This window comes from Methylobacterium sp. WL69 (assembly GCF_008039485.1).
Classification (GTDB): domain Bacteria; phylum Pseudomonadota; class Alphaproteobacteria; order Rhizobiales; family Beijerinckiaceae; genus Methylobacterium.
Window position 1 is genome coordinate 16,859 of record NZ_VRUZ01000037.1, and the last position, 24,757, is coordinate 41,615.

Consider the following 24,757-nt stretch of genomic DNA (forward strand, 5'->3'; position numbering starts at 1 on the left):
GAACCCCCGAAGCCGATGAGTGACGATGCCGCACTAATATGCGGCCAGCGTGAAGTTTGTCTTACTGCTTGATCGTCGCCACGTTGCCGGTGCCGTTCTGGCTCACGAGGGAACTGTTGTTGAAGGTAGCCTGCGTGATAGAAGCTACGTTTGAGTTGCCGTACTGGATGCTCGAAAGCTGATTGCTGGTGTCAGACTGTACGCCAGTTGCCGCGTTTCCTGTGCCGTTCTGGTAGTAGTTGACTTTATTGAAGCTGAAGAGCCCGCCATCCGACTGTGTGTTGGAAATCGTATTTCCAGTGCCATACTGGCGCGAGACCATCTCATTCCTGGTCCCACTTTGATTGTTGGTCAGCTTGTTGGATGCGCCGTTCTGCAAAGCGTCGACCTTAAGCAGCAAGCCATCCTGAGTGCTCGTGATGACGTTATTGTCGCCAAACTGATTCAATTCAGCGGAATTGAATCCCAGGCCTTTCTGCGTGCTTGTAATAGAGTTGTTAAATCCGCCATAAGAATTGCCGCCGTTCTGGGTAGCAATGAGGCTGTTTTCAAATCCGGACTGGGTGTTGGTAACACTGTTCTGAACGCCGCGCTGATCCACGGTTGCTGACTGATTTAGGCCGGATTGAGTATTGTAGAGAACGCTACCAGATAAGTACGAGACGTTATTATTCTGCTTCACGTCCAAAATGTGACCAGTTCCAGTTTGGCCGGTTCCGTAGTCATTGCCAGAAAAGACGTTGTTGTTGTAGCCGGTTTGCTCAAATTTTGCCTTCAAAGAGGTTCCGTCTTGCGAGGTCCGAGCGAAATTGTTGTCGCCATTCTGAGTAATGGCGATCGCATTGCCTCCGAAAAAGCTGCCGCCCTTCTGCGCAACATAGAAGCCGTTCTGATTGCCGTTCTCGACAACGTTGACGTCGCTGTAGGAGGCTGACTGCTTAACGTTGCTGCCGAAACTCCCGTTGTTTGACCCACGCTGCTGCAAATCTACATTGCTTTTGAATCCACTCTGCTCAATCGTCGCATTATTGGCAGTGCCAGATTGATAGGACTGTCCTCGACCTTTAGCGTTGCTACCAAAGGTGTTGTACGAGCCCTTCTGTTCGATCGTAAGCTTGTTTGAGCCGCTACCGGCCCCATTCTCTTGCCGGAAGTAAACCGTAGCTGAGGTGCCATTTCCTTTGCCGACCGTATTGTTACTGCCGGTCGTCTGCGTGACGGTAACTTCGTTAGAATTTCCACCCTGCTCTGTGTAAGAGGAGGAATCTCTCGCGTAGGCGGAGGTCGAAATAGCGAGCGTCGCAACGCCCATGGAAAGAGCGAGAAGATGCTTGTGCATGGTGGCTGAACCCCTGTGCGGAGTAGAGGCTCGCGCCCCCTCCCAAGTGACGATGAGCGGACTTGCGCCGCCGTTGGTGTCGAAGGATTTGCGCATCCGTCTCGCCGGGCGTTCGATCCTTAACGATTTGTTAGCTACACAGTGCTCGGCAGCATCACATCATCCAATTGGATGATGATTCAGAATTTGTTTAGATTCGATCGATTCCGTGCGGTGCCTGTGCAGATTAGGGTTAATCATCCGAATGGATGATGCGCGCCGCAGGCCTTGGGCGCTACGAGTGGATTCTTGATTGGGCGCTCGTGCCCGCCCTCCTCGATTGGCGCCCCGCTGTCATGCCGCACGTGACGTCTCAAGTGATCAGCGCCGCCTCCGGCCGTCATCATGAGAGCGCCTATCTCATGTGGGTCCGCGATCGCCTGGCGGCGCTCCTGGTCGAAGCGGAGGGCGGCTGGTTCCTGCAGCTCGGGCTTGGCCCATTCGAAGCGGAAGGCCTGATCTTCGCGTCCGTCGGCGAGGCGGAAGACTGGATTCGCGACTGCATCCCGGCCGGTTGGGCAGATGCCCCATGATGGGCAAGGTTCCGACCCCCGACCTGACGTTATTCAGGCGCTTACACTGCAAAGTGATCGCTGTGATCGGATCGATCGTGTCCGCACGTCAGCGTCTCCGCAATTTTCACCGGGAATGGCGCAGCGATTTCAGTTCGGGGGCAGTTGTAAAAATTAATCGATATTGCCTAGGAATGCTTAGCATTCCGGAAGCGCAGTGGTGTCATCGTGAGTTCAGGCCATCCCCTGCTGCAATTGCTCGACAGGATGAGCTGCGGTGCCGTCATGATCGACGCAAGCGGGGCGCCGTTCGATTTGAATACCACGGCCTCCGGCATTCTCGGTCGGCAGGACGGCGAGCACCAGGGGTTCGGAACCCACGGGATGCCGCCGCAGATCGAGAACTGGCGCGCCCTGCGCCGGCTGCTGGCGCAGGCGGGCCAGGGCCTGCGGATCGGCGGCGAATCCTGGGTGACCGTCCCGCGCGCGTGCGGCGCGCCCCTGGTCCTGCATACGATCCCCCTCGGAGAGCCGGGATCGTCCGCGCCGAACACGGTCATCATCCTGGTCGACCTGCGGTACAGCCCGCGCCCGACGCCGAGCGTCCTGCAGAAGCTGTTCGACCTGACGCCAGCCGAGGCACGCCTGGCCATCGAGATCGCCGGGGGCCGGACGTTGTCGGAAACGTCCGTCAAGATGGGCCTCAGCAACGCGACGCTCCGCACCCAGTTGTCGGCGGTGTTCACCAAGACGCAGACCCGGCGGCAGGCCGAGCTCGTCGCCCTGCTGACCCGGGTCGCCATCCTGCCCTGAGCCCCGGCGTCATGAGCCGTCTCGCCATGGGTCGTCTCGCCATGGGCCGCGTCGGAGGGCTTGCCTGCCTCGTCCTTCCCCTCCTCGCAACCGGAGCGATCAGCATGGAGCCGGGTCCCGAAACCTCCGCCGAAGCCGACTTGCGCTGCCGCATCGAGCGGGAGACCGCGGGTGCGATGACGACCCTCCGGGGCATCGCCCTGGCGCGGGCGGACGCGGCGGGGACCTACTCGCTGCTGGTGGTCAAGACCGGCCCCGGCGGGACGTCGCGCCTCCAGCAGGGCGGACGCTTCCAGGCCGTGGCCGGCGCCCGGACCGGACTTGGCGAAATCCGTCTCAGCCTGGAGCCGCAGGCCGGCTTCGAGGCTACCCTGACGCTCGAGGTCGATGGCCGCCGGATCGGCTGCGAGGCCAGCGTCGCCCCCTCGACCCCCTTGTGAGGATCCGAGCCATGATCGTTCTCCGTTCCACACACTTCCGGATCCTGCCGATCCTGCCCCTCGCGCTCAGCCTGGCGGCCCCCGCCGCCGCCCAGCAGAGCGTCTATATCGGGCAAGTCGACCCGACGGCAGCGGCGCCCCCGCGGCGCAGCACCAACCAGAACTCCGTCGAGCCCCTCCTCGTCACCACAAACCCGGCCGTGACGGGGTTGCCCGTCGCCGGGCCCGCCGCCAACAGCCTGTCCGCCATCGTCACCGCCTCCGGCCAGTCCGGCACGCTGACGCCGGGGCAGACCCAGAACATCGCGGTGATCAATCAGCTTGGATCCTCCAACGAAAGCAGGATCGTCCAGACGGGGGGCGGCAACGACGCACGCACCACCATCGCGGGCACCGGCAATATCACGGCCCAGACGCAGGACGGATCGTCCAATCGATCGGCCCTCGGAATCCTCGGCGATCGCAATTCGCTCACCAACGCGCAATCCGGCTTCAGCAACGACGCAAACATTTCCGTGATCGGATCGGGATACGTCATCACGAACACTCAGACGGGATCGAATCTCTCTTACGGCCTGACCGTCTCGTCCACGAATGCTGGTGATAAAAATATCACTGTTAATCAGATAGGTAATGGATCAGTCCAGGGACAGGCTGTGAACGGGTTGTCGCCTTCGATCAGCAGTGTAAGCTCAGGACGGTCCGCTCGATAACGCTGGCAGTTCTGCTGTCGGTGTCATCGTTGCGGGTCGTCCGAGGGGGTTACGATGCCTTTGCGTCCGTCTTCACTTGCTTTGCTTGGCTTGAGCGCTCTGGCGATGCCCGTCTCGGCGAGCCCGCTCAACTACCAGCCGGTGAATCCGTCGTTCGGGGGCTCTCCGCTCAACGGCAACTGGCTCCAGTCGCAGGCGACGGCGCAGAACATCTTCGTGCGCAAGCGCCAGCTCGCGGACACGGTGGCCCAGCAGATCGCGCAGCAGCAACAGCAGGCGAACAACACCCCCTCGACCGCCTCGAACTTCGCCGCCGTGATCAATGCGCGCCTGCTGGCGGCCGTCGCCGACCGCATCACCAACGCGATCTTCGGCGAGAACGCGCAGCAGAGCGGCACCTTCGTCGTCCAGGGCACGACGATCCAGTTCCAGCAGGCGGGTCCCAACGTCCAGATCACGGTCAATGACGGCGCGACCGTCTCCACCGTGACGGTGCCCCTCGGGTTCTAAGGGACCAACCCGCGCGAAACCCGGCTTTCCGGCCATTCCGCCTTCTCGTCGTAGCGTAGGACCGCGTGGGGCCTCCGGCGCGATCCCATCCGAGCGGCCTGCCGCCCCTCAAGAATCTCCCGGTGTTTCCTCGGATGATCCTGTTTCCACAGCGCCTGTTCGCCGCCGGTCTGGCCTGCCTGGTTCTGGCCGGGTGCGAGACGACCCTGGGGCAGCGCGAAACCCTGGCGGAAGCGCCGATCCTCACGCCCGCCTCGCCCACCGGCATCGGCCTGGAGACCTTGCCGCCGCCGGAGCGGGCCATCGACGTCGCCATCTACGCGTTCCCCGACCTTACCGGTCAGAACAAGCCGAGCGACAACTTCGCCGAGTATTCGCGTGCGGTGACCCAGGGCGGGTCGGCCTTCGCGGTCGATGCCCTGCGCAGGGCCGGCGGCGGCAAGTGGTTCAACGTGGTCGAGCGCGGCGGCCTGCAGTCGCTGCTTCAGGAGCGCCAGCTCATCCGCGCCACGCGAACGGAGTTCGAGGGCACCAACGCCAAGCCGCTGCCGCCCCTGCGCTTCGCCGGCCTCATCGTCGAGGGCGGCATCCTGGCCTACGATGCCAATACGGTGACGGGGGGCCTGGGCGCGCGCTACCTCGGCATCGGCCTCGACACCAAGTACCGCCGCGACATGGTCACCGTGGCCATGCGCGTGGTCTCGGTCCAGAGCGGGCAAGTTCTGCTCAGCGTCACCACGACGAAGACGATCTACTCGGTCCTGCTGTCGGGTAACATCTACAAATTCGTGGCCCTCGACCGCATCCTCGAAGGCGAGACCGGCTTCTCGCGCAACGAGCCGACGCAGCTCGCCGTCCGCGAGGCGATCGAACTCGCCGTCTACTCGCTGGTCATCGAGGGCGCCGAGCGCAAGCTGTGGAAGTTCAAGAACAGCGCCAGCTCCACCAGCCTGATCGACCGCTATCGGGGCGCCCCCGTGGTGGGCGCGAAGGCCGAACTGGCCGCGCCGGCCCCGCCGACCCAATACACGCAGCTCGAGCTGCCGTCCTCGCCGGCGACCCCTACAGAGTCCGGCCCGTCCGTCATGGCATCCGCTCCCCCGTCCGATGCGCCGCCCCGCGCTGGCGACACGCCCCTCCGCTAGACCCCGTGCGCCGCACCATGCTCGCCACTCAGCCCACCCACTGCCGCCTGAGCCGTCCGGCCCTTGCCTGCCTCGGTTTCGTCCTGGGAGGGTGCGTGTCCGGCCAGAACCAGCCCCCGCCCGTGGCCATCGTGACGGACCTCGCAGCGGTGGCAGCCTGCGCGTTCGTCGCTCCCGTCGGGCCTCCCCCCTTCACGCCCGGCTACCGGCTGGATTCGGGTTACCAGGATTTCCAGGATGCCCTTCGCCGGCGTACGGCCGCCCTCGGCGGAACGCACCTCTACCTCACCAATCCTTCCGCGGGATGGGGCGGCGCCAGCGCCATCGGCAGCGCGTATCGCTGCCGGTACACGCTCTCGTGAGACCGGATCGGTGGTCCGGAGCGCCACGCCTGACCTCCAGACTTAAGAATTTTCTTTTTGTTCGATGTTTGATTTCAGAGCTTGATGGCCCGCGATCCCTTCGTTCGAGGGGAGGGACGCGTTGGGGGCCAAATTCTTCGTGGCAGCGCCGCGAAGATTGAACCGGTCCGTCAAGCGATCCAACATAGGTAAGCGAGCCTGGAGGGCGCTCTCGAAGTGCCACGGGATCAATCCGAAGACTGTCGCCAAGGTCGGGCAGCGGACCACGGCCGCCGATCAGCGCATGGGCTGAAAGTATCCGGGTTCGACGATCCCGTCAGCGGAAGGCGATGCAGGCGGCGTCACACGCTCCTACCGCTCGACGACGGCCCTTACGTGCCACAGATCTACCATCCCGCACCTGACGTGCTCGTCGCTGCACCGTCCGGCATCGGCCGGGGCCCGCAATGATATCGCGCATCGACCGACCGAGCCGCGTCACCGCTGGACCAACGGCGAGAAGCACTTCCATGGAGTGAAATTCCCGATCGGAGCAGGCCAGAAGACATGACACCAAGGATCGAGAGACTCTTCCTCGCAGCGTCATGTGAATCAGGGGCGGGCGGCACGGCAGAAAATGTCGCCCTTGCGTATTCAAGGATTCTCACACCCCAAATCACGAAAATGTTATTGCCCCTTTGCGCTCCTCGCCAGGACGGGTGATGCCGAAATGACAAAAGCTTAAGATTTCGTGCATTTCAATGCCGATCGATGTTGACGCAATGGCTGCGTTGCAATTACCTGATGATGAGAAGTGCTGCTATCACCTGCAGCGATGGGCATTCGTGTAATGGCTTGGATTAATTTCACTAGGTCAAGGCCCACCGAAGAAGCCAAAAGCCTTCAATCTTCGAATTACGACATGACCAACAGAACCCCGTCGAGCGATGATTCGATGCCTGTGGATCTGATCTCCAAAAGCAGCGGCGACTCTCGTACTAGTTCTGGCATCAAAGATTTTTCACTCGATACCATTGGTCAGCAGAATGAGATCGTCCGTTTTCGGATCTCCGAAATGCTCGATCGATTGGAGGATCTCAAATCGCTACAGAGCGATTTCTCCTCCGTAATCGAGCCGATCATTGCGATCACAGACGAACTGCCCAAGGCGAAGATTCGGATATCCGAGGTCGAGACGCTTTTGACCCTGGAGCAGGCAGGCGCCGCCAACATGCGGCGTGAACTCGCGGACATCTCGAAGCGCCTGGCAGAGGTCTCGAACGACTACTCGGCGACAACGCTCCAGCTTCACCACCTGGAAGCCAGTCTGAAGGACCGGGATGCGACCGGTGAGGAATTGCGCGTCAGTCTGCGCGACAAGACCCTGGTCGCTGAAAATCTCGAACGACAGCTCTTTGCCGAGACGGAGCAGAGCCGTGCGTTGCTCGGCGAGAGCAAGGCCCTTCGGATCGAGGCGAAGTCCCTCGATCAGGCGTTGGCTCGGTCCGAGAGCGAGCTTCAGGACGTCCGAGAGGCACGCGGTCTTCTGGAGCAGGACAATCACCGCCTCCAGATCCTCAGCGAAGAACAAGCGGTCAAGCTCTCGGAGCTGACGGCCCGTTCGCAGGATCACGAAACTCAGGCGGATACGGCCCGCAGCCTGGCGAGGAGCCTCGAGCAGCAACTGGCGAACACCGTCTCGGCCGCTCAGAAAGCCGAAGCCCAGTCCGAGGTGGAGATGGTGGCGCACCGGACGGAGCGCGCCAGCCTCGCCATGCGGCTCGAGGCGGCCACGGGACGGCTCCTGGCAACGGACCAGATGCTGCAACAGCTGCGCAACCAGCTGCGTGAGCGCGACGAGGCGGGGCGGGCTGCGGAGCGGGGCTTCAAGGAAGCCTCCATCGAGCGGGTGACCCTCGAGCGTCGCCTGGAAGGCGTGCAGGCCGACCTCGCTCGTCAGACGGAGCGGTTCCTCGAGATGCAGCGCGCGCGCTCGGAACTGGATCATCGCTGCGAGATGTTCTCCAAGGCTATTGCCGCCAAGGACGCGGCCCTCGAACAGGCCACGGGGCGGGTCGCCAGTCTGTCGGACCGGATTGAGCAACTCCTCCACCGGCAGGAGATCGAGCGGGCGGATTTCGAGACGGTCAATCATCGCCTCGTCGAGGAACTCCAGCACGAGCGATCCGAGCGCAAGATGGCTCAGGGCGCCCTCGACATCGCACGGGAGAGCCGCGTCTCGCTTCAGAAGCAGCACGAGGCGCTGAAGCGCACGGCACGTTCATTCTCGAGCGACGAGGCGACCCTTCGGGCCGAGGCACCGGTCGCTCCGTCGCCCGAGCCGAGCAACGTCAGACCCTTCATGCCGGCCGAGAAAACCACCTGAGCTTCACGCCGGGTCGAGAGGATCCGCCCATCCCACGGATGGGCAGGGGACCGAAATTTTGAGGAAGGAAGGCCATGACCGAGAACGCTCTGCGCGATCATCCGACGACGTCCGCGGCCGCTTGGCTCATGCGGGGACGGGCGGACGCCGTCCTGGTGCCGGTTGAGAACCTGGTCCCTTTGAAGCCCGTTCCCGACGCACCTCAGGTCGACGAGGCGGCAGCCCCCGATCGCCGCAACTGGTCCTCGACCCTCGACCTCATCCACGAGGCCACCGCCGCGATCCGAATCAGCGAGGAGCGGTCGAGTGAGTTGGAGAAGGAATTGCGCGTGACGGTCGCTCAGGCCATCGAGCGGGAGCAGGTCCTCGAAGGCAAACTCGCCAAGTCCGAAACGCGCGCGGAACTGGCGGAGAAAAGGGCAAGCGAGGCCGAGGAATGGCTCGCCCGCCTGCATGAGGCCGTGGTGGCGGGCTTCACACGGGCGACGCGGGAGCCCGGTCAGCCCGACCCAACCCAATCCTCCGTCGCATAGTCCGCGCCATGGCCCTCCGCGCCTTGCCGAGCATCCCCGAAAAGAGCACCATCCTCCATCTTCCGGACATCCGCGAGACGGACGCGTCGACGGCGCTGGTTCTCTACGGATTCGAGGATGTCCAGGAATGCGACGGCGCCCGGACCCTGCAGCTCGTCGAGCGCGCCGTGGACTCCATGCGGGCGTTGCGCGCCCGCGCGGACTACATCTCGGCCCAGTCCCTCGACCTGATCCATCTGACCCAGCGCGAGCGGCTTCAGATGCAGGCCGAGCTGAGGCGTGCGCGTGAGGAAGCGGCAAGCTTCCAACGGCAGGCCGAGGATGCGATGGCGGCGTTCGCCAAGGCGAACCTGCGCCTCCGCGAGGCCGAGCTCAGTCGCCGCGAGGCCGAGCTCGCTACGCAGCGTGCTCACGCCCGAGCGGAAGCGGCAGAAACCCGGACGCGGAGCCTGGAGCTCTATTTGAAGAAGATCAGCCGATATCTCTCGGAGCGGCTGACGCCGGATTTTATCGGCTGAGAGCTCGGCTTCTCCGGCATTGCTTTCGATTTTGTCTTGAATGATTCCCGTAGGACAAACGGGGATTATTCGTGTGCGTGCATTTGAAGAACTTCGTATCGCACAAGCTCCCGCAGGTGCAGGCAGCGCACCTCGGTCGCCGCCCGGCGCACCGATTCGACGGGCTCGCGTTTGCCGGTGCCGTCACCGGAGGACGAGGCGGTCGTGGCCGCCTTTCGTAGCAGTCGATACGCCGCCGGGGCCTCTCGCAAGCAGGCTGGCGCCACGAAGGCGATGCCCTCCCTGGGCCGGACGGACTGCGACATCACCCGCCTCGCTCCTGCCAACCGAATATCGGACCTGTTCCGCCCAGCGAGCCGAAAGTGAATTGAGGCCAAGTGAGATTGACGGAGGTGAGATCGACCGAGAGGATCAGACCCGACGCGCGAGGCTAGGAGCAAGTTCGCTCAGGATGACTATACAGAACGGTATGATCATGCCGAATCGGGATTGATAAGGAGGACCAATAAATCCCCTGTCGTCAATCTTGCCCAGCCAGCAAAAGTCGCTAGCTTGGGCCACCTGCAGATTCGATCGATGACTTATCGGCCGCCCTGACGCATGACTTTGACAGCCGCCCAGATTCTCGATCTCGCCCCCGACGCGTCCAGCCGCAAGGCAGGTCAGGATCAGGCGAAGCCGACCAGGTGGAGCGGCCTCGGCCGAGCCGGGATGGTGATCTGGGGCGAGATCAAGGGCAGCGGCGCGAGCCCCTACCGCACGGTGGCGGACCTCGCCGGGCCGGCCTCGAAATGCACCTGCCCGAGCCGCAAGTTCCCGTGCAAGCACGCCCTCGGGCTGATGCTGGCGGATGCGTCCGCCCCGCTCGCCGAGGCCGCCCCGCCCGATTGGGTCGAGGCCTGGGCGAAGGGCCGGGAGAGCCGCGCTGCCGCCGAGACGCGGGCGCAGGGGCCCACCAAGCCCGTCGACGCGCGGGCCCAGGCCCGGCGCCGGCAGGCCCGCGAAGACCGGGTCGCGGCGGCCCTCGATGAACTCGACCTCTGGCTGCGTGACCTGATGCGGCGTGGCCTCGCAAGCGCGCGGGGCGAGCCGTACACCTTCTGGGACCGTATGGCCGGCCGCCTCGTGGATGGGCAGGCGCCGGGCCTCGCCCGTCGGGTTCGGACCCTGCCGGGCCTCCCCGCCGCCGCGGCCCAGCCCGGAGCGCCGCGACCCGAGGCGGCTCTCGGCCTCGGCCTCGGCCGGCTCGCCCTGCTGGTTCGGGCCGCGCGCCGCCTCGACGCCCTCGACCCCGAGCAGGCGGCGGGGGTTCGTGCGGCGGTCGGCTATCCGGTCACCGCCGAGGAGATGGCGGGCCGGCCGGACCAGGCCGACGCCTGGGCGGTGCTCGCCCACAGCGTCGAGGAGGAAGACCAGCTCACCGCCCGCTCGGTCTGGCTCGCCGGCCGCGGTACCGGCGCCCTGGCGCAGGTGCTCGATCATGGCACCACGGGCTCGCCCCTGCCGGCTGCCCCCGCTGCCGGCCAGGACTTCTCCGGTGCGCTCGCCTTCCAGCCGGGCGATCCGCCCCTGCGCGCGACGTTCCGCGACGGCCGGGCCGGGCCGGCGGCATGGGCGAGCCTGCCGGGCGGGGGAACCGTCGCGGCGGCGCGCGAGGCCTTCGCGGCGGTGCTGGCACGGGCACCCTGGACCGAGCGCTGGCCGGTCCGGCTCGCGGGCGTGCGGCTCGGGCGCCTCTCCGCGAGCCAGGGAGGGACCACGGCCTTCGGGGCGGGGGACGCAACCGGCTGCCTCGCGCTCCGGGGCGATCCGCGCCTGCCGAGCCTCATCGCCGTGGCGGCGGGTCGCCCGGTCGACCTGTTCGGCCTTTACGACGGCGACGGGCTCGTTCCCCTCGCCCTCGTGGCGGAGCGCCGGCTCTACGCGGTGCCGGCGCAGGACCCGCAGCCGATCCTGCTGCCGGTGGCCTGATGACGGAGGCCGCGCCCCTGACCGCCGGCGACGGCTGGGAGCCGGTGCTCGCCGCCGCCCTGCTCGGGGCCGAGCGCGCACCGCCCGCCGCGCCCGGGCCCCTGGCGGATTTCATCGCCGAGGCCGATGCGGGCGGCGCCCTGCTGGCGCGGCTCGCGGCGCACGGCGCCCTCCACCGCGCCGGGGCGGGACTGAGACCGGAGGCGCTGGTGACAACGGAGCCGCGGGAGGCCTTCGGCCCCGAATGCCCGTTCGCCGCCGCAACGCGGCTCTACGGTTTTCTCGTCGGCGGCCACGCCGCCCGCAGGCGCCTGGAAGAATGGTGCGCACTGGCCGCAGCGGCCGGGATGCGCGCGCCGGTCTGGCTGCTTCAGGCCCTGGCCCCACACCGCGACACCCTGCCCGAGGCGGTCGACCGGGTCGCCGGCCCGGAACTCGCCTGGCTCGCCCGCGCCTGCGGCGAGGGCGCCGCCGAGGCCACCGAGGGGCCCGCGGACTGGACCGAGGGCACCCTGGGCGAGCGCCGCGCCGCCTTCGCGGCCTTCCGCGCCCACGACCCGGAGGCCGCGCGCGCCGCCCTGGAGCCCGACTTCCGCAAGGAGAAGGCCGACTTGCGCGAGGCTCTGGTGGAAGCCCTGGAGACCCGGCTGTCCCAGGCCGACGAGCTCTTCCTCGAAGCCTGCCTCGACGACCGCGGCGGCGGCGTCCGGCTGGCGGCGCAGCGCCTGCTGCCGCGCCTGGCCGGTTCGCGCTACGCCGCCCGCATGGCGGAGCGGGCGCGGGCGGCGCTGCGCATCGAGGGCAAGCGCCGGCTCCTCGGCGGTACGACGGACACCCTCGTCGTCACCCTGCCGGAGGAAAGCTCCGACCTCGCCCGCGACGGCGTGGCGGCGAACACCTGGGAAAGCCGCGGCGGCGGCACCCGGGCGGCCCTGCTGCGGGGTATCCTGGCGCGCGCGCCGCTCCACGCCTTCGCCGAGCATCCGCCACGCCTCTGGATCGAGCTGGCCCTGCGCAGCGAGTGGTCGGAGCCCATCGTCGACGGGCTGTTCTCGACGATCCAGCGCACGCGCGACCCCGCCTGGACGCACGCCGCCGCCGACGTACTGGCCGAGGCCTATGCCGAGAAGATCAAGGGCGTGCGCCGAACCAACCCGCTCCTGGGCCTCTGGGCACAGGCCCTCGACCTCCTGCCCGGCGCGGAGTGGGAAGCGCGGGTCGCCGATCAGATCCGGGATCGCCGGATCGAGACGGTGCTGGCCCTGCTCGCCCGCGGGCCGGAGCACTTCTCCGCGCCGTTCAGCGCCGCGCTCCTCGACTGGCTCGCCCTCGTGAGCCGCGGCTCGGACAGCCTGCGCAAGGATCTCGCCAAGGGCTGGATCGTCGAACGCCTCGCCGAGCGGCTCGCGCCGAGCGACGCCGCCGCGTCCGCCGCCGCCGCCATCCTGGCGCGCTCGGACGAGGCGGAGGGCGAGCGCCTGCACAATCAACTCACGACGCTCGCCGAGACGCTGGCGCTGCGCGCCGCGATGCGACGCGATTTTCAGCCGGTGACCACCACAGGGGAGAGTACCCGAGGATGACGTCGCGCAACGGAGACAAGACCGCGCAGATGCGCCAGGCCGCCGAGGATGCCTTCGCGGAGGAAATCGCGGCCCTGAAAGCGGCCGACGACCGGCCGCGTCCGCCCAATTGGCGGATGTCCCCGCAGGGCGTCGTCACCTACCTCATGGGCGGCATCCTCGATTCCGGCTTCGCCGTGACCCCGAAATACATCGGCGACCGGCGTCTGATGGAGATCGCGGTGGCGACGCTCGCCACCGACCGGGCGCTGCTGCTGCTCGGCGTGCCCGGTACCGCCAAGAGCTGGGTCAGCGAGCATCTGGCGGCCGCCATCTGCGGCACCTCGCGCCTCATCGTGCAGGGCACGGCGGGCACGAGCGAGGAGGCGATCCGCTACGGCTGGAACTACGCCCTCCTGCTCGCCAAGGGCCCGAGCCGCGAGGCGGTGGTCGCCTCGCCGATCATGCGGGCCATGGAGGAGGGCCGCATCGCCCGCGTCGAGGAGCTGACCCGCATCCCCTCCGAGACGCAGGACAGCTTCATCACCGTCCTGTCGGAGAAGACGCTGCCGATCCCGGAACTCAACGCGGAGGTCTCGGCCCGGAAGGGGTTCAACCTCATCGCCACGGCGAACAACCGGGACCGCGGCGTCAACGAACTGTCGAGCGCGCTCAAGCGCCGCTTCAACACCGTGGTGCTGCCGCCGCCGGCCACGATCGAGGCCGAGGTCGCGATCGTGGAGAGCCGGGTGGCGGCCCTCGGCCGCGCCTTCGAGATCCCGGCCGAGCCGCCGGGCGCCGACGAGATCCGCCGCGTGGTCACGATCTTCCGGGAGTTGCGCGAAGGCGTGACGGCGGACGGCAAGGCCCGGGTGAAGCAGCCCTCCGGCACCCTCTCGACGGCGGAGGCGATCAGCGTCGTCGGCAGCGGGCTAGCGCTCGCGGCGCATTTCGGCGACGGCCGCCTCTCGGCCCGGGACCTCGTCTCCGGGATCACCGGGGCGGTGGTGAAGGACCCGGTGCAGGACGCCATCGTCTGGCGCGAATACCTGGAGACCGTGGTCAAGGAGCGGGACGGCTGGAAGGACTTCTACAAGGCCGCCCGCGCGGGCGCGTGACGGAGCGCCGCGATGTCCGACATCCGCCTCTTCGGCATCCGCCATCACGGGCCGGGCTCGGCGCGCTCCCTCGCCGCGGCCCTCGACGCGTTCCGGCCGGACTGCCTGCTGATCGAGGGACCGCCGGACGCGGACGCGCTGATCGGACTCGCCGCCCACGACGGGATGGCGCCCCCGGTCGCGCTCCTGGTCTACCGGCCGGACCAGCCGCGGACATGCGCCTTCTTCCCCTTTGCGGCCTTCTCGCCCGAATGGGTGGCGATGCGCCACGGCATCGCCGCCGGCACGACGGTCCGCTTCATCGATCTGCCGCAGGCGATCCGGCTCGCGGACGGGTTCGGCGCGCCGGACCGGGGGCCGCCGGCGGAGGCCGCGCCGGAACCGCCCGCCGGGGAAAAGCCGACCCCGGTCCCCGCCGCGATTCGGCGCGATCCCCTGGGCGAACTCGCTGCGGCCGCCGGCTATCCGGACGGCGAGCGCTGGTGGGACGCCCTGATCGAGGGCCGGGCGGGCACGGACGGCGACGTCTTCGCCGCCATCGCCGAGGCGATGGCGGCGCTCCGTGCGGAGGCCGAGCCCGACCCGGACGAGGCGTTCCGCGAGGAGGCCCGCGAAGCGCACATGCGCACCGCCATCCGAAAAACCGCGCAGGCCTTCGCGCGGGTCGCCGTGGTCTGCGGCGCGTGGCACGTGCCGGCACTCGCCCGCCACGACGCACGCGGCCAGGCGGGCGCCGACACCGCGATCCTCAAGGGCCTGCCGAAGACGAAGGTCGCCGCCGCCTGGGCGCCCTGGTCCTACGAACGGCTCGCCATCGCCTCCGGCTACCGCGCCGGGGTGCTCTCGCCCGAGTGGTACGACACCCTGTGGCATCACGGCGACCGGGTCGCCGCACGCTGGCTCGCCCGCGCCGCCGCCCTGCTGCGGGCGGAGGACCTCGACGCCTCGCCGGCCTCCGTCATCGAGGCGGTCCGCCTCGCCGAGGCGCTGGCGGGCTTCCGCGGCCGGGCACGGCCCTCCCTCGAGGATCTCGACGAGGCCGCACGGGCGACCCTGTGCTTCGCCGACGACGCCCCGATGGCGCTGATCCGGCGCAAGCTCGTCATCGGCGAGCGCCTCGGCGCCACCCCGCCGGACAGCCCCGGCACACCGGTCGAGGCCGATTTCGCCGCCCAGTGCCGGCGCCTGCGCTGGAAGCCCGGCACGGATGCGGGCGAGGTCACCCTCGACCTGCGCAAGGAGACGGATCTGGCCCGCAGCCATTTCCTCAACCGACTGCGGCTCCTCGGCATTCCGTGGGGCGAGCGGCGGCAGGCACGCGGGCGCGGCACGTTCAAGGAGGCGTGGTTCCTCGCCTGGAAGCCCGAATGGGTGGTGGAGCTGGTCGCGGCCTCGGCCGAGGGCGGCACGATCGCCGAAGCCGCCGCCGGACGGGTGCGCGCGCAGTCCCGCAGCGCCACCCGCGTCGCCGACCTGTCCGGCCTGATCGGTACGCTGCTCGACGCCGACCTGGCGGCGGCGACAGGGGACGTGATCCGGGCGCTGGAGGACCGCGCTGCGGTCTCGGCCGACGTGTTCGACCTGATGGAGGCGTTGCCGGCGCTCGCCGAACTCGCCCGTTACGGCTCGGTCCGTGCCTCCGACACCGCACCGGTCCTCGCCGTAGTGCGAGGGCTGGTGCCGCGCGCCGCCGCCGGGCTGGTGGCCGCCTGCCAGAGTCTCGACGACGACGCGGCCGACGCCGCCAAGGCTCGGATCGTCGCGGTCTCGGGCGCGGTGGCGCTGCTGGAGGAGCCGGAACTGGCGGCACTCTGGCAGGAGGCCCTGCGCGCCCTCGCCGATCAGGAGCACGTCCACGGCCGCGTCGTCGGCCGCGCCGCGCGCCTCCTGTTCGACGCGCGAGCGATCGAGGCGGCGGAGGCCGGCGACCGGATGCGGCGCGCCCTGTCGCGGGCCGCCGGCGCCCTGTCCGCCGCCGCCTGGATCGAGGGGTTCCTGGAGGACAGCGGCACGGTGCTGATTCACGGCCAGGGCCTGCTCGGCGTGGTGGACACGTGGCTCTGCGACCTGCCGCCCGAGACCTTCACCGAACTCCTGCCCCTGGTTCGCCGCACCTTCGCGACCCTTGCTGCGCCCGAGCGCCGGGCCATCGGCGCGGCGCTCGCCCGGCCGGACGGCGCGGGGGTCGGGGTGGAGGTGGGCCCCGAGATCTTCGACGCGGCGCGGGCCGCCCGGGTGCTGCCGATCCTGCGCCTGCTGCTCGGCCCCGAGCCCGCCGGCCAGAACGGAGACACCGCATGAGTGAGACCGAACCCGCGACCGGCCGGGTGGGCGAGGCGGAGCGCCTGCGCCGCTGGCGCCTGGTGCTGGGCGGGGGCGCGGCCGAGGGGACGCGGGTCCGCCTCTCCGAGCGCGACCTGCGCCTCGACCGGGCGATGGGCGCCCTCTACGATTCGGACCGCAAGGGAAGCTTGGACGCCTCGGCACCCTCGGTGCCGCGCTGGCTCGGCGACATCCGCGACTGTTTCCCGGCCTCCGTCGTTCAGGTGATGCAGCGCGACGCCTTCGAGCGGCTCGACCTCAAGCGCATGCTGGCCGAACCCGAAATGCTGGAGGCGGTCCAGCCCGACGTGAACCTCGTCTCGACCCTGATCTCCATGCGCAGCCTGCTCGGCGGGCGCACGCGGGAGACGGCCCGCCTCGTGGTAGGCAGGGTCGTGGACGACCTGATGAAGCGGCTGGAGGAGCCCCTGCGGCAGGCGGTGGCCGGGGCCATCGACCGCGTCAGCATCAACCGGCGCCCGCGCCACGCCGAGATCGACTGGAACCGCACCATCCGGGCGAACCTGCGCCATTATCAGGCCGCGTACCGGACCATCATCCCGGAGACGCGGCTCGGCCATGGCCGCCGGAGCCGCGGCTCGCTGAAGGACATGATCCTGTGCATCGACCAGTCCGGCTCGATGGCCAATTCCGTGGTCTATTCGAGCATCTTCGGCGCCGTGATGGCCTCGCTCCCGGCGGTCTCGACCCGGCTCGTGGTGTTCGACACCGCGGTGGTCGACCTCTCCGACGCGATGGACGATCCGGTCGAGGTGCTGTTCTCGGTCCAGCTCGGCGGCGGCACCGACATCAACCGGGCGGTGAGCTACTGCGCCGCGCGCATCACCCGGCCCGAGGACACCGTCATGGTGTTGATCTCCGACCTCTACGAGGGTGGGGTCGAGGCGGGGCTCCTCGCGCAGGCGCAGCGCCTCGTCGCCTCCGGCGTTCAGATGATGGCCCTGCTCGCCCTCTCCGACGAGGGCGCGCCCGCCTACGACCGGGCGCTCGCGGCCCGGCTCGCGGCGCTCGGCGTGCCCGCCTTCGCCTGCACGCCGGACCTCTTCCCCGACCTGATGGCCGCGGCGATCCGCAAGCAGGATCTGACCGCCTGGGCGGCGCAAGCCGGCATCGCGGTGGTGCCGGCGGCGGAGCCCTGAGACGACGAGGCCGGTCTTCCCCGCGATGGGCGTCCTGCTTGGTTCTCCGATGGGAAGCAGGTTTCAATGCAGAACCGGTGGCCACTTTCACGCAACCTGCTCAAGCCGACCGGCCCGCCTTCGAAGGCCCCCAAGTACCCCGATTCCTCCGTCTCGCCCTCGTCCTTCCGGTTCTCGCCGGTCCGCCCGCCCGGGCGCAGGGACCGGCCGACGGGCCATCGTCAGGGCTCGGCCCCGTGCGGCGTCCGCGGGTCAGGAGCCGAATCCCCACGACGACGGCGACCTCCGTTGCGACGAGGGCGAGCGAGACCCAGAAGCCGACATCGACGGGCGTGTGACCGGTTTCGCGCAGGGCGTATCCGAGGGCCAGGAACGGCGCGTTCCACACCGCGATGCCGATGGCGGCGGCTCGCGCGAACGGTGCGGGACGGAGCCCGAGCACGCCGGCCGGGAGCGCCAGGTAGATCCGCGCGACGGGGACCGTCTGGCCGATCAGCGTGACCCAGAAGTGATTCCGGCGGTAAGCGGCGGCGAGGCCGGCATAGGCGCGCGGACTGAAGAACACGTATTTTCCGAACCGCACGACCGCGGTCGCGACACGCCGCTCGCCCAGGCCGCGCCCGATCCCGTACCAGACCAGGGATGCGCACAGGGACCCCGCCGCGGTCGCGAGGAGCGCCAGCAGGAGCGCGGTGGCGTCCGGCACGGTCATGCCGAGCAGCATCAGCATGACGTAGGACGGGACGACGGGGACGAATTTCTCCGCGAACGCGATCCCGAACAGTCCCGGCAGGCCGAGACCGAGGAAGAGCGCGACGAGATCCTGCGATGCCATCGCCGTCACCCGGCCGTCGTCTGGCGCCGCACGATCCGGTAGACCGAGGCCGGCGGGAGGTTCCGGAACGTGCGGCCGATGCGGGTCGCCTCCAGGTCCAGCGCGTCGAGGAGCATCTCCGGGACCGAGCAGCGCTTGCCGTAGGTGTAGAGGAAGAAGGCGCCATCCGGCCGCAGGAAGCGGAACGCCCCCCGGAGGATCTCCGCGATCTTCTTCTGTTCCATGTTCAACAGACCCAGGCCGCATACCACGGCGCCGACCGGGGCCTCGTTGAAGAGCAGATGCCTGTTCAGCGCGGCCGCATCCATCCACAGCACCCGCGCGTCGGGGAACCGCACCTGAAGCAGCCGCGCGAAGTCGGAACCGTACTCGACGAGCGTCAGATCCTGTTCCCGCACCCCGCGCTCGAGGAGCGCCTGCGTGATGGCTCCCGTGCCGGGGCCGAGTTCGATGACGGGGCCGGTCCGGGCCGAGATCTCCTGGGTGATCAGGGAGGCGAGGGCGCGGCCGGACGGCGCGACGGCGGCGACGCTGCGCGGATTGCGCATCCACGCGCGAAAGAACGGCATCAGGTCGGTGATGGTGGCCCCGCCGACCTCCTTCCGGCGTGCGGGGCGGGGACGCGAAACAGGCATCATTCTCGTGAGCATTACGATTACTCCAATACAGACACGAATAACTCGGAAATAGTCTTGCGCGCGTCGCAAGGAGAGGGATGTCATGCTTCGATGTCGGCAACCTGTCGTCCGCCGGCCGGTGAAATATTTGTGTCAAACCGCTCCCGTCGGCCTTTCCCGCAAGGTTGCCGACAGACAGGTGCGGTAGTGCCGCGCCCGCAGGATCGTAGTTTCGGCTACGGACAGTTCATGAGGCTCTTCGATGCGCGTGCTGTTGGTCGAGGACGAACCCGAGCTGGCCTCCGCCCTGCGCGCGGTCCTCGCGCGTCACGACATGGTGGTCGACCACGCGGTCGATCTCGTTGAGGCCGACCAGATCGCTTCGGCCTGCGCGCACGACGTCCTCGTCCTGGATCGCCAACTGCCCGACGGTGACGGACTCACCCTCATCCCGAAGCTGCGGGCCCGCGGCAATCGTGTCCCCGTGCTCGTCCTCACCGTCCGCAGCGAGATCGCGGATCGGGTCGCGGGACTGGATCACGGGGCGGACGATTACCTCGCGAAGCCCTTCGCCTTCGAGGAGTTGCTGGCGCGCCTGCGGGCCCTCCTGCGCCGCCCGGCGAACATGCAGTCCGAGGTCGTGCGCGCGGGGCGCCTGTCCTTCGATCTGGCGAACCGGGAGGCCTGCGTCGGCGGCACCGTCCTGGAACTGACGCGACGCGAAACCCTCGTCCTGGAAGCCCTGCTTCGACGCGTCGGACGCATGGTGCCACGGTCCATGCTCATGGAGGCGGTCTTCGCCCTGGGCGACGAGGTTCAGCCCAACGCCCTCGACACGCAGGTCTCGCGGTTGCGCCGCAAGCTCGTCGATGCGCAGGGCGGCGTCCTCATCAACGGCGTGCGCGGCGTCGGCTATCTGCTGCGGGAGACCCCATGAGCATCCGGCATCCGCGCTCCCTCAAATGGCGGCTCGTCACGCGGGTCGCCGCGACCCAGGGTCTGGTGTTCGCCCTGCTCAGCCTCGCCCTGGTCGGCGCGGTCGGGGCCCTCTGGATGCGGGGCTTGATCAGCGGGGGCGCGTACGAACTCGGCACCATCGAAGCCCTCTCCGCGGCGGTCGCGCGGGACGCGGAGGGCCGACTGATCCTGCGCCCGACGCCGGAGCTCGACCGGTTGCGCTCGGAGATCGAGGGGTTCTGGTTCGTCGTGCGCGACAACGGCGGGCACCGGCTGACGGAGGGCAGCGTGCCCGCCCATCTGGAGCCGCTCCTGCCCGGTCTCGATCGGATCGGGAGCGCCAATCTGAGTCATGGCGGCGGCAACGCCGTCCCACCGGCCGCCGTGGTGCGATGGGTGGATACGGCGGCGGGCGAGGTCCAGATGCTTACGAGCGCCGAGGGCCGCGTCCTGCTGCGGCACCTCGTCGGCGTGTTCGTGCCCATGCTGCTCCTGACGCTGCTCGTCATCGGCCTGATGACGCTGGCGACGCTCCTGGTCACGCCGTTCGTCGTCCAGCGGGCGTTGGCGGGCCTGGGACGGGCGGCGGACGAGGCCGAGCACATCGACATCACCCGCAGCGGTGCGCGGCTGAGCGTGCACGCGGTGCCCGTCGAGATCGTGCCCCTGGTCAGGGCCGTCAACGACGCCCTGGCCCGGCTCGACAGGGGCTACGAGGGCCACAAGCGTTTCCTGGCCGATGCCGCCCACGAGCTTGGCACCCCGATCGCCATCCTGACGACGCGCATCTCCGCGCTGCCGCCGGGGCCGGAGAAGACCCGTCTTCTCGAAGATACCACCCGCTTGACCATCCTGACCGGTCAGCTCCTCGATCTGCAGCGGCTCGACCAGCAGCAGGTCTCCTTCGCCACCGTCGATCTCGTCGCCCTCGCCGAGCGTGCGGTCCTCGATCTCGCGCCCCTCGCCTTCGCGGCCGGCTACGAGATGGCGTTCGAGCCCGAGACCGAACGCGTCGCGGTTCCGGGCGACGAGACCGCCCTCGAACGCGCCCTGACGAACCTCATACAGAACGCCATCGACCACGGCGGTCGGCGCGGAACGATCACGGTGCGGGTGGCCCGGGCCGGCTGGATCGAAGTCTGCGACGAGGGTGACGGCATCGCGCCGAATCAGCGTGATCAGATCTTCGAGCCGTTCCATCGACTGAGGCAGGGCGGCCGGGGCGCCGGCCTCGGCCTCGATCTCGTTCAGAGGATCATGCGCCTCCACGGCGGTCATGCGGAGGTCGTCGCCGGACCGTCCAGCGGGGCCTGCGTCAGGCTGGTGTTCCCCCGGGAGGACCGGGCGCCGGCCCACCTGCGCCCTCACCCCCAGCTGACCTGACGGCGCGTGCACAGGCCAGCATGTTCCGCATCGACGTCCGGTCCTTCGCGCGCCCTTTTCCCGTGGACGAACCATCCGCCAACAGATCTCGACGGCATGGGGGCGCCTGAATGAAGGCATCGACGGGTGTTCGCATGGATCATCCGGGATCGTCTTCTGCCAGCAAAATCGGAATTTCTCCCGATACACCGATCGGCTTGCTGTCCCGACCGTTCTGAGCTTTAGAGCGGACCGCACACCGGGACGATATCCGGTGCGCGCCGGCATCCCGGGAGGCAGGCATCCCCGACGCAACGATCCCGCGCGCGCCCTCGCGTCTGCGTTCCCTCACGCGCCTCATCGCCGCCACCGTCCTGTTGCCGCTGGCCGTCATGCTGCTGGGTGTCTGGGAGCAGGATCGCGCCGCCGGCGACTGGGCCGATCTCGAGGCCGAGCGGCGGCACCTGACACGCATCGTCGCGGATCTGGAGGCGCGGGCGCCGCCGGACGGACGCATCGATTTCCGCATGCAGTTCCGCCGCCACGGCCAGACCTACGGCGGCCCCCTCGCCCTCGCCCAGGCCCGCGCGGCGCGCGACGAGATCGCGACCCTCACTGCGGTCATGGACTGGCGCCGGGTGCTGCCGCCCGTCGTCATCGCGGCGGGTGGCTTTGCCGCGGCCCTGTCCGTCCTCGTCCTCCTGGCCGGTGCGACCCTCGGACGGATGGGCCGGGCCTCGCGGGACGTGCTCGTCGGGGGGGTCTCCCTGGTCCGACGGTTGCTGCCTCCGGTCCTCGCCCTCCAGGTGCTGCTCACGACCGCCGGGTTCGTCGCCGCCGTGATCTTCGAGGCCGGCCTGCTCGCCCGGCCCGGGCTCGGCAGCGGCGAGATCAAGATGCTGCTGATCGCCGCCGTCGCCGTCGGGGCCGTCCTCCTCGCGGCGGGCGCCACCGTGCTCGGGTTGCGCCGCGCGCTCTCCGCCTTCGAGCCCGATCCGCTCCCGATCTTCGGCCGGACGGTCTCGCCCGCCGAGGCGCCGGGCCTGTGGCGGCTGACCGAGGGGCTGGCCGAGCGCCTCGGCGCGCTCAAACCCGAGGTCGTCGTCGTCGGCCTCACCGGGGGCTTCTTCGTCAGTGCCGGCCCGGCCGTCGTCGAGCCGGGTGGGGCGCGGCTGACGGGCCGGATCCTCTACCTGCCGCTGCCCTACCTCGCCCTCCTGCGCGGCGACGAGGTCGCGGCGATCATCGGCCACGAGCTCGCCCACTATGCCGGGGGCGACACCGTCTACAGCCAGCGCTTCCTGCCGATCTATGCCGGAGTCGGGCGCTCCCTCGACGCGGTGGCGGAGGGTCACGCCGGGTCCTTCGGATTGCTGAGCCCATCCCTGCGCCTTGGCGTGTTCGTGATGGAGCGGTTCCACCTCGCCGTCCGCCACTGGAGCCGGGCGCGCGAGTTCGCGGCGGACGCGGCGGGTGCCGGACCCACCTCCGTCGACGCCGCCGCCCGGGCGCTCCTGCGCACCGGTGCCGTGGGCCCACGCATCGCCGAAACCCTTGATGCCGCCGCCGGGGCGCCCGGCTCGGCCCCCGCCGATCTCGTGGCGGCCAGCCTCGAGCGCACCATCGCGCGCGGCCTCGACGACCCGGCCGCGCATCTCGAGGCGGAGCAGGCCCACCCCACCGACACGCATCCGCCGACCCGCGAGCGCGTGGCGGCCCTCGGCCGGACCCTCGACGTAGAGCTCCTGGCCGCCGCCGCCGCCGTTCCGCCCCCGCACGCGCTGGGACAGCTCGCCGCCTATTTCGCCGATCCCACCGGGCTCTGCCGGGCCGCGACGGACGATTTCCTCGGCGCGGTGCGGGCGCGCGACGCGGCGTTCCGCGCGCATCTGGAGGCGACGGTGGCGGAAATCGGCACCGAGGAACGGGTGCTGCGCGAAAACACCCGCCCCGGTGCCATCGCGCTCCTGGTGGCCGGCGGCTTCTTCATCGGGGTGGCTCTCCTGTGGCTCGTCGCCGGCCTGCCGGGCCTCTCCGCCAACCAGGCATGGCTCGTGGTGGCGGTGGCGCTGGCGTGCGGAGCCGTCCTGGCGGGGTTCGGCGGCGTCCGGCTGTGGCGGGGCGAGCGCACCACCATGATCCTGAGCCCCGAGGCCCTGGCGGTGCCCGGCCTCGACCGATCGATCCCCTGGGACAGCGTCGCCGACCTCGACATGGCAACGCGGCAGAACGGCGTCGTCACCCGCCTGCTGCTGCCGCCGGAGGCACCGTTTCCGAAAGCGGTGCCGGGCGGTCGTAAGGTGAAGCTCGACGCACCGCACCGCATCGTCACCATCACCGCTGGCCTGCCGCGCAAGATGTCGGTGCAGGACTTCGCCGACCTGATCGGCCGCTACCGCCACGCGGCGGAGGCGCGCCGGGTCCTGGCCGAGACCGATGCGCCTCCGCCCCGTCCTCAGAGCCATGACGCCCAAGCCACGTGAGGCCCGCCCCATGACCGCATCCGCGAACCGCACCGAGCCCTTGCGCCTGCCGCCGCCCCGCCAGGGCTGGGGCAACACCTTCTGGACGCTGTTCGGCCTCGTGGCGCTCGGCGCCCTCCTCGTTGCCTGCGCCGTCTACACGGCCCCGCCCCTGTTGTCGGACTGGCAGATCCGCGACACGGCACGCCCCGTCGCCGACGCGCGGGTGACCGACGGCAAGTGCAGCGCCAAGATCGTCCTCCACATCTGTGACATGACGCTCAATCTGCGGACCCCCACGGGCACCGTGGCGCGCCGGGTGAACACCGTGTTCACGGGCGTACATGTGGGCAACTACAACATCCGGGTGATGGCCGATCCGGCCCGGCCCGACCGCGTCACCACGGACCTCGCCCTGGACCGGCTCTGGAACCGCACGATCACCCTCCTGGTGATCGCCGGGTCGCTGGCAGCCACCATCATCGCGGCGGTCGCCGCGATGATCCGGAACCGGCGGGCCGCCTCCGGGGCGATGGGCTGATCCTCCATCTTCGCTCGATCGAACCGTCACTCCGGGCCCGCAATCGGGACCGCCACATCCCACCGAGGAACCACCGCATGATCTCACGCCGACACGCCCTCGACGCCGCCGTCCTGGCGGCGCTGACCGCCTCGGGCACCCGGGCCGAGCCGACGGTCGGCCTTGATGTGAACCGGCGGCCCTTCGCCAACGTCGCCGACTTCAAGGACCGGGTCGAAGCCGCGGTGAAGGTCCTGGAGAAGACCCTCTGATATGGGGGTGGCCAAGCGGGCAGGGCGGTTCCGCCCCCGTGGCGCGCGCCTCTCCGGCACGGGTCTCGCCATCCCGCTCGCCGCGTGCGGAGGGGCGGCGGCGTAGCCGTTGGCCCGCACGGGCACCTACGAAAGCCTGACCCTGGTGGTGGCGAACGGCGCCGTGGCGGGACTCTTCGCCGAGCAGCGGGGAGGGGACGGGGCGGGCCCCAGTTCAGCGGCATCCTCCCGTTCGGCTGGGTGCGGGCACGCCATCTGGGCGGGAAGGCTGCGGTCGTGGGCTGGCTGCCGGCGCCGGACCTCGCTGTGG

The 24,757-nt window shown here is 69.1% G+C and carries 23 protein-coding genes; 20 read left to right on the forward strand and 3 right to left on the reverse strand.

What is annotated here, in order from left to right; genetic code table 11:
* Positions 1–61: 61 nt before the first annotated feature.
* Positions 62–1,435 carry a hypothetical protein gene (locus tag FV218_RS12160; RefSeq protein ID WP_147709899.1) on the reverse strand — a complete coding sequence of 458 codons (1,374 nt, stop codon included), beginning with the start codon at positions 1,433–1,435 and terminating at the stop codon, positions 62–64.
* A gap of 152 nt (positions 1,436–1,587) precedes the next feature.
* Here FV218_RS12160 and FV218_RS12165 point away from each other — a divergent pair, with 152 nt between their 5' ends.
* From FV218_RS12165 to FV218_RS12235, 15 genes are all read left to right on the forward strand, one after another.
* Positions 1,588–1,911 (forward strand): hypothetical protein, encoded by a 324-nt coding sequence (locus FV218_RS12165; protein ID WP_187273036.1) that lies wholly within the window; start codon positions 1,588–1,590, stop codon positions 1,909–1,911.
* Between the two features lie 264 nt (positions 1,912–2,175).
* Positions 2,176–2,703: a helix-turn-helix transcriptional regulator gene (locus FV218_RS12170; protein ID WP_187273037.1), complete on the forward strand. Its 528-nt coding sequence runs from the start codon at positions 2,176–2,178 to the stop codon at positions 2,701–2,703.
* 11 nt (positions 2,704–2,714) lie between these two features.
* Positions 2,715–3,143: a curli-like amyloid fiber formation chaperone CsgH gene (gene csgH, locus FV218_RS12175; protein ID WP_147709902.1), complete on the forward strand. Its 429-nt coding sequence runs from the start codon at positions 2,715–2,717 to the stop codon at positions 3,141–3,143.
* An 11-nt stretch (positions 3,144–3,154) separates the two neighbouring features.
* Positions 3,155–3,856, forward strand: a complete 702-nt coding sequence (locus tag FV218_RS12180) for a hypothetical protein (protein WP_147709903.1) — start codon at positions 3,155–3,157, stop codon at positions 3,854–3,856.
* A 54-nt stretch (positions 3,857–3,910) separates the two neighbouring features.
* On the forward strand, positions 3,911–4,366 hold the full coding sequence (locus FV218_RS12185) for a curli assembly protein CsgF (RefSeq protein WP_147709904.1): 456 nt from the start codon (positions 3,911–3,913) through the stop codon (positions 4,364–4,366).
* A 134-nt stretch (positions 4,367–4,500) separates the two neighbouring features.
* Positions 4,501–5,511, forward strand: coding sequence for a CsgG/HfaB family protein (locus tag FV218_RS12190; protein ID WP_147709905.1), 1,011 nt, complete (start codon positions 4,501–4,503; stop codon positions 5,509–5,511).
* Positions 5,512–5,528: 17 nt separating this feature from the next.
* Complete coding sequence (locus FV218_RS12195) at positions 5,529–5,873, forward strand: hypothetical protein (protein WP_147709906.1); 345 nt, start codon at positions 5,529–5,531, stop codon at positions 5,871–5,873.
* A gap of 901 nt (positions 5,874–6,774) precedes the next feature.
* Positions 6,775–8,238, forward strand: coding sequence for a chromosome partitioning protein ParA (locus FV218_RS12200; RefSeq protein WP_147709907.1), 1,464 nt, complete (start codon positions 6,775–6,777; stop codon positions 8,236–8,238).
* Between the two features lie 74 nt (positions 8,239–8,312).
* A complete protein-coding gene (locus FV218_RS12205; RefSeq protein WP_147709908.1) occupies positions 8,313–8,771 on the forward strand; it encodes a hypothetical protein in 459 nt (152 codons plus the stop codon).
* An 8-nt stretch (positions 8,772–8,779) separates the two neighbouring features.
* A complete protein-coding gene (locus FV218_RS12210; RefSeq protein WP_147709909.1) occupies positions 8,780–9,289 on the forward strand; it encodes a hypothetical protein in 510 nt (169 codons plus the stop codon).
* Positions 9,290–9,889: 600 nt separating this feature from the next.
* Positions 9,890–11,260 carry an SWIM zinc finger family protein gene (locus tag FV218_RS12215; RefSeq protein WP_147709910.1) on the forward strand — a complete coding sequence of 457 codons (1,371 nt, stop codon included), beginning with the start codon at positions 9,890–9,892 and terminating at the stop codon, positions 11,258–11,260.
* On the forward strand, positions 11,260–12,843 hold the full coding sequence (locus FV218_RS12220; RefSeq protein WP_147709911.1) for a DUF5691 domain-containing protein: 1,584 nt from the start codon (positions 11,260–11,262) through the stop codon (positions 12,841–12,843). Before FV218_RS12215 ends, FV218_RS12220 begins: the two co-directional genes overlap by 1 nt.
* A complete protein-coding gene (locus tag FV218_RS12225; protein ID WP_147709912.1) occupies positions 12,840–13,940 on the forward strand; it encodes an AAA family ATPase in 1,101 nt (366 codons plus the stop codon). Before FV218_RS12220 ends, FV218_RS12225 begins: the two co-directional genes overlap by 4 nt.
* Before the next feature lie 12 nt (positions 13,941–13,952).
* Positions 13,953–16,241 carry a DUF5682 family protein gene (locus tag FV218_RS12230; protein WP_147709913.1) on the forward strand — a complete coding sequence of 763 codons (2,289 nt, stop codon included), beginning with the start codon at positions 13,953–13,955 and terminating at the stop codon, positions 16,239–16,241.
* On the forward strand, positions 16,238–17,422 hold the full coding sequence (locus tag FV218_RS12235; protein WP_147709914.1) for a VWA domain-containing protein: 1,185 nt from the start codon (positions 16,238–16,240) through the stop codon (positions 17,420–17,422). The genes FV218_RS12230 and FV218_RS12235 overlap by 4 nt, the downstream gene beginning before the upstream one ends.
* Before the next feature lie 100 nt (positions 17,423–17,522).
* Here the strand turns inward: FV218_RS12235 and FV218_RS12240 are convergent, their stop codons facing one another.
* Positions 17,523–18,257, reverse strand: a complete 735-nt coding sequence (locus FV218_RS12240) for a VTT domain-containing protein (protein WP_246685092.1) — start codon at positions 18,255–18,257, stop codon at positions 17,523–17,525.
* A 5-nt stretch (positions 18,258–18,262) separates the two neighbouring features.
* Positions 18,263–18,892, reverse strand: a complete 630-nt coding sequence (locus FV218_RS12245; protein ID WP_147709918.1) for a methyltransferase domain-containing protein — start codon at positions 18,890–18,892, stop codon at positions 18,263–18,265.
* Positions 18,893–19,136: 244 nt separating this feature from the next.
* Here FV218_RS12245 and FV218_RS12250 point away from each other — a divergent pair, with 244 nt between their 5' ends.
* The 5 genes from FV218_RS12250 to FV218_RS22760 all read left to right on the forward strand — a co-directional run bounded on the left by FV218_RS12250 (position 19,137) and on the right by FV218_RS22760 (position 24,447).
* Complete coding sequence (locus FV218_RS12250) at positions 19,137–19,811, forward strand: response regulator transcription factor (RefSeq protein ID WP_147709916.1); 675 nt, start codon at positions 19,137–19,139, stop codon at positions 19,809–19,811.
* A complete protein-coding gene (locus FV218_RS12255) occupies positions 19,808–21,214 on the forward strand; it encodes a HAMP domain-containing sensor histidine kinase (RefSeq protein WP_147709917.1) in 1,407 nt (468 codons plus the stop codon). The genes FV218_RS12250 and FV218_RS12255 overlap by 4 nt, the downstream gene beginning before the upstream one ends.
* A gap of 371 nt (positions 21,215–21,585) precedes the next feature.
* On the forward strand, positions 21,586–23,676 hold the full coding sequence (locus tag FV218_RS12260; RefSeq protein WP_147709919.1) for a M48 family metalloprotease: 2,091 nt from the start codon (positions 21,586–21,588) through the stop codon (positions 23,674–23,676).
* A 10-nt stretch (positions 23,677–23,686) separates the two neighbouring features.
* Positions 23,687–24,196: a hypothetical protein gene (locus FV218_RS12265; protein WP_056092003.1), complete on the forward strand. Its 510-nt coding sequence runs from the start codon at positions 23,687–23,689 to the stop codon at positions 24,194–24,196.
* Between the two features lie 77 nt (positions 24,197–24,273).
* Positions 24,274–24,447, forward strand: a complete 174-nt coding sequence (locus FV218_RS22760) for a hypothetical protein (RefSeq protein WP_157085550.1) — start codon at positions 24,274–24,276, stop codon at positions 24,445–24,447.
* The last annotated feature ends 310 nt before the right edge of the window (positions 24,448–24,757 follow it).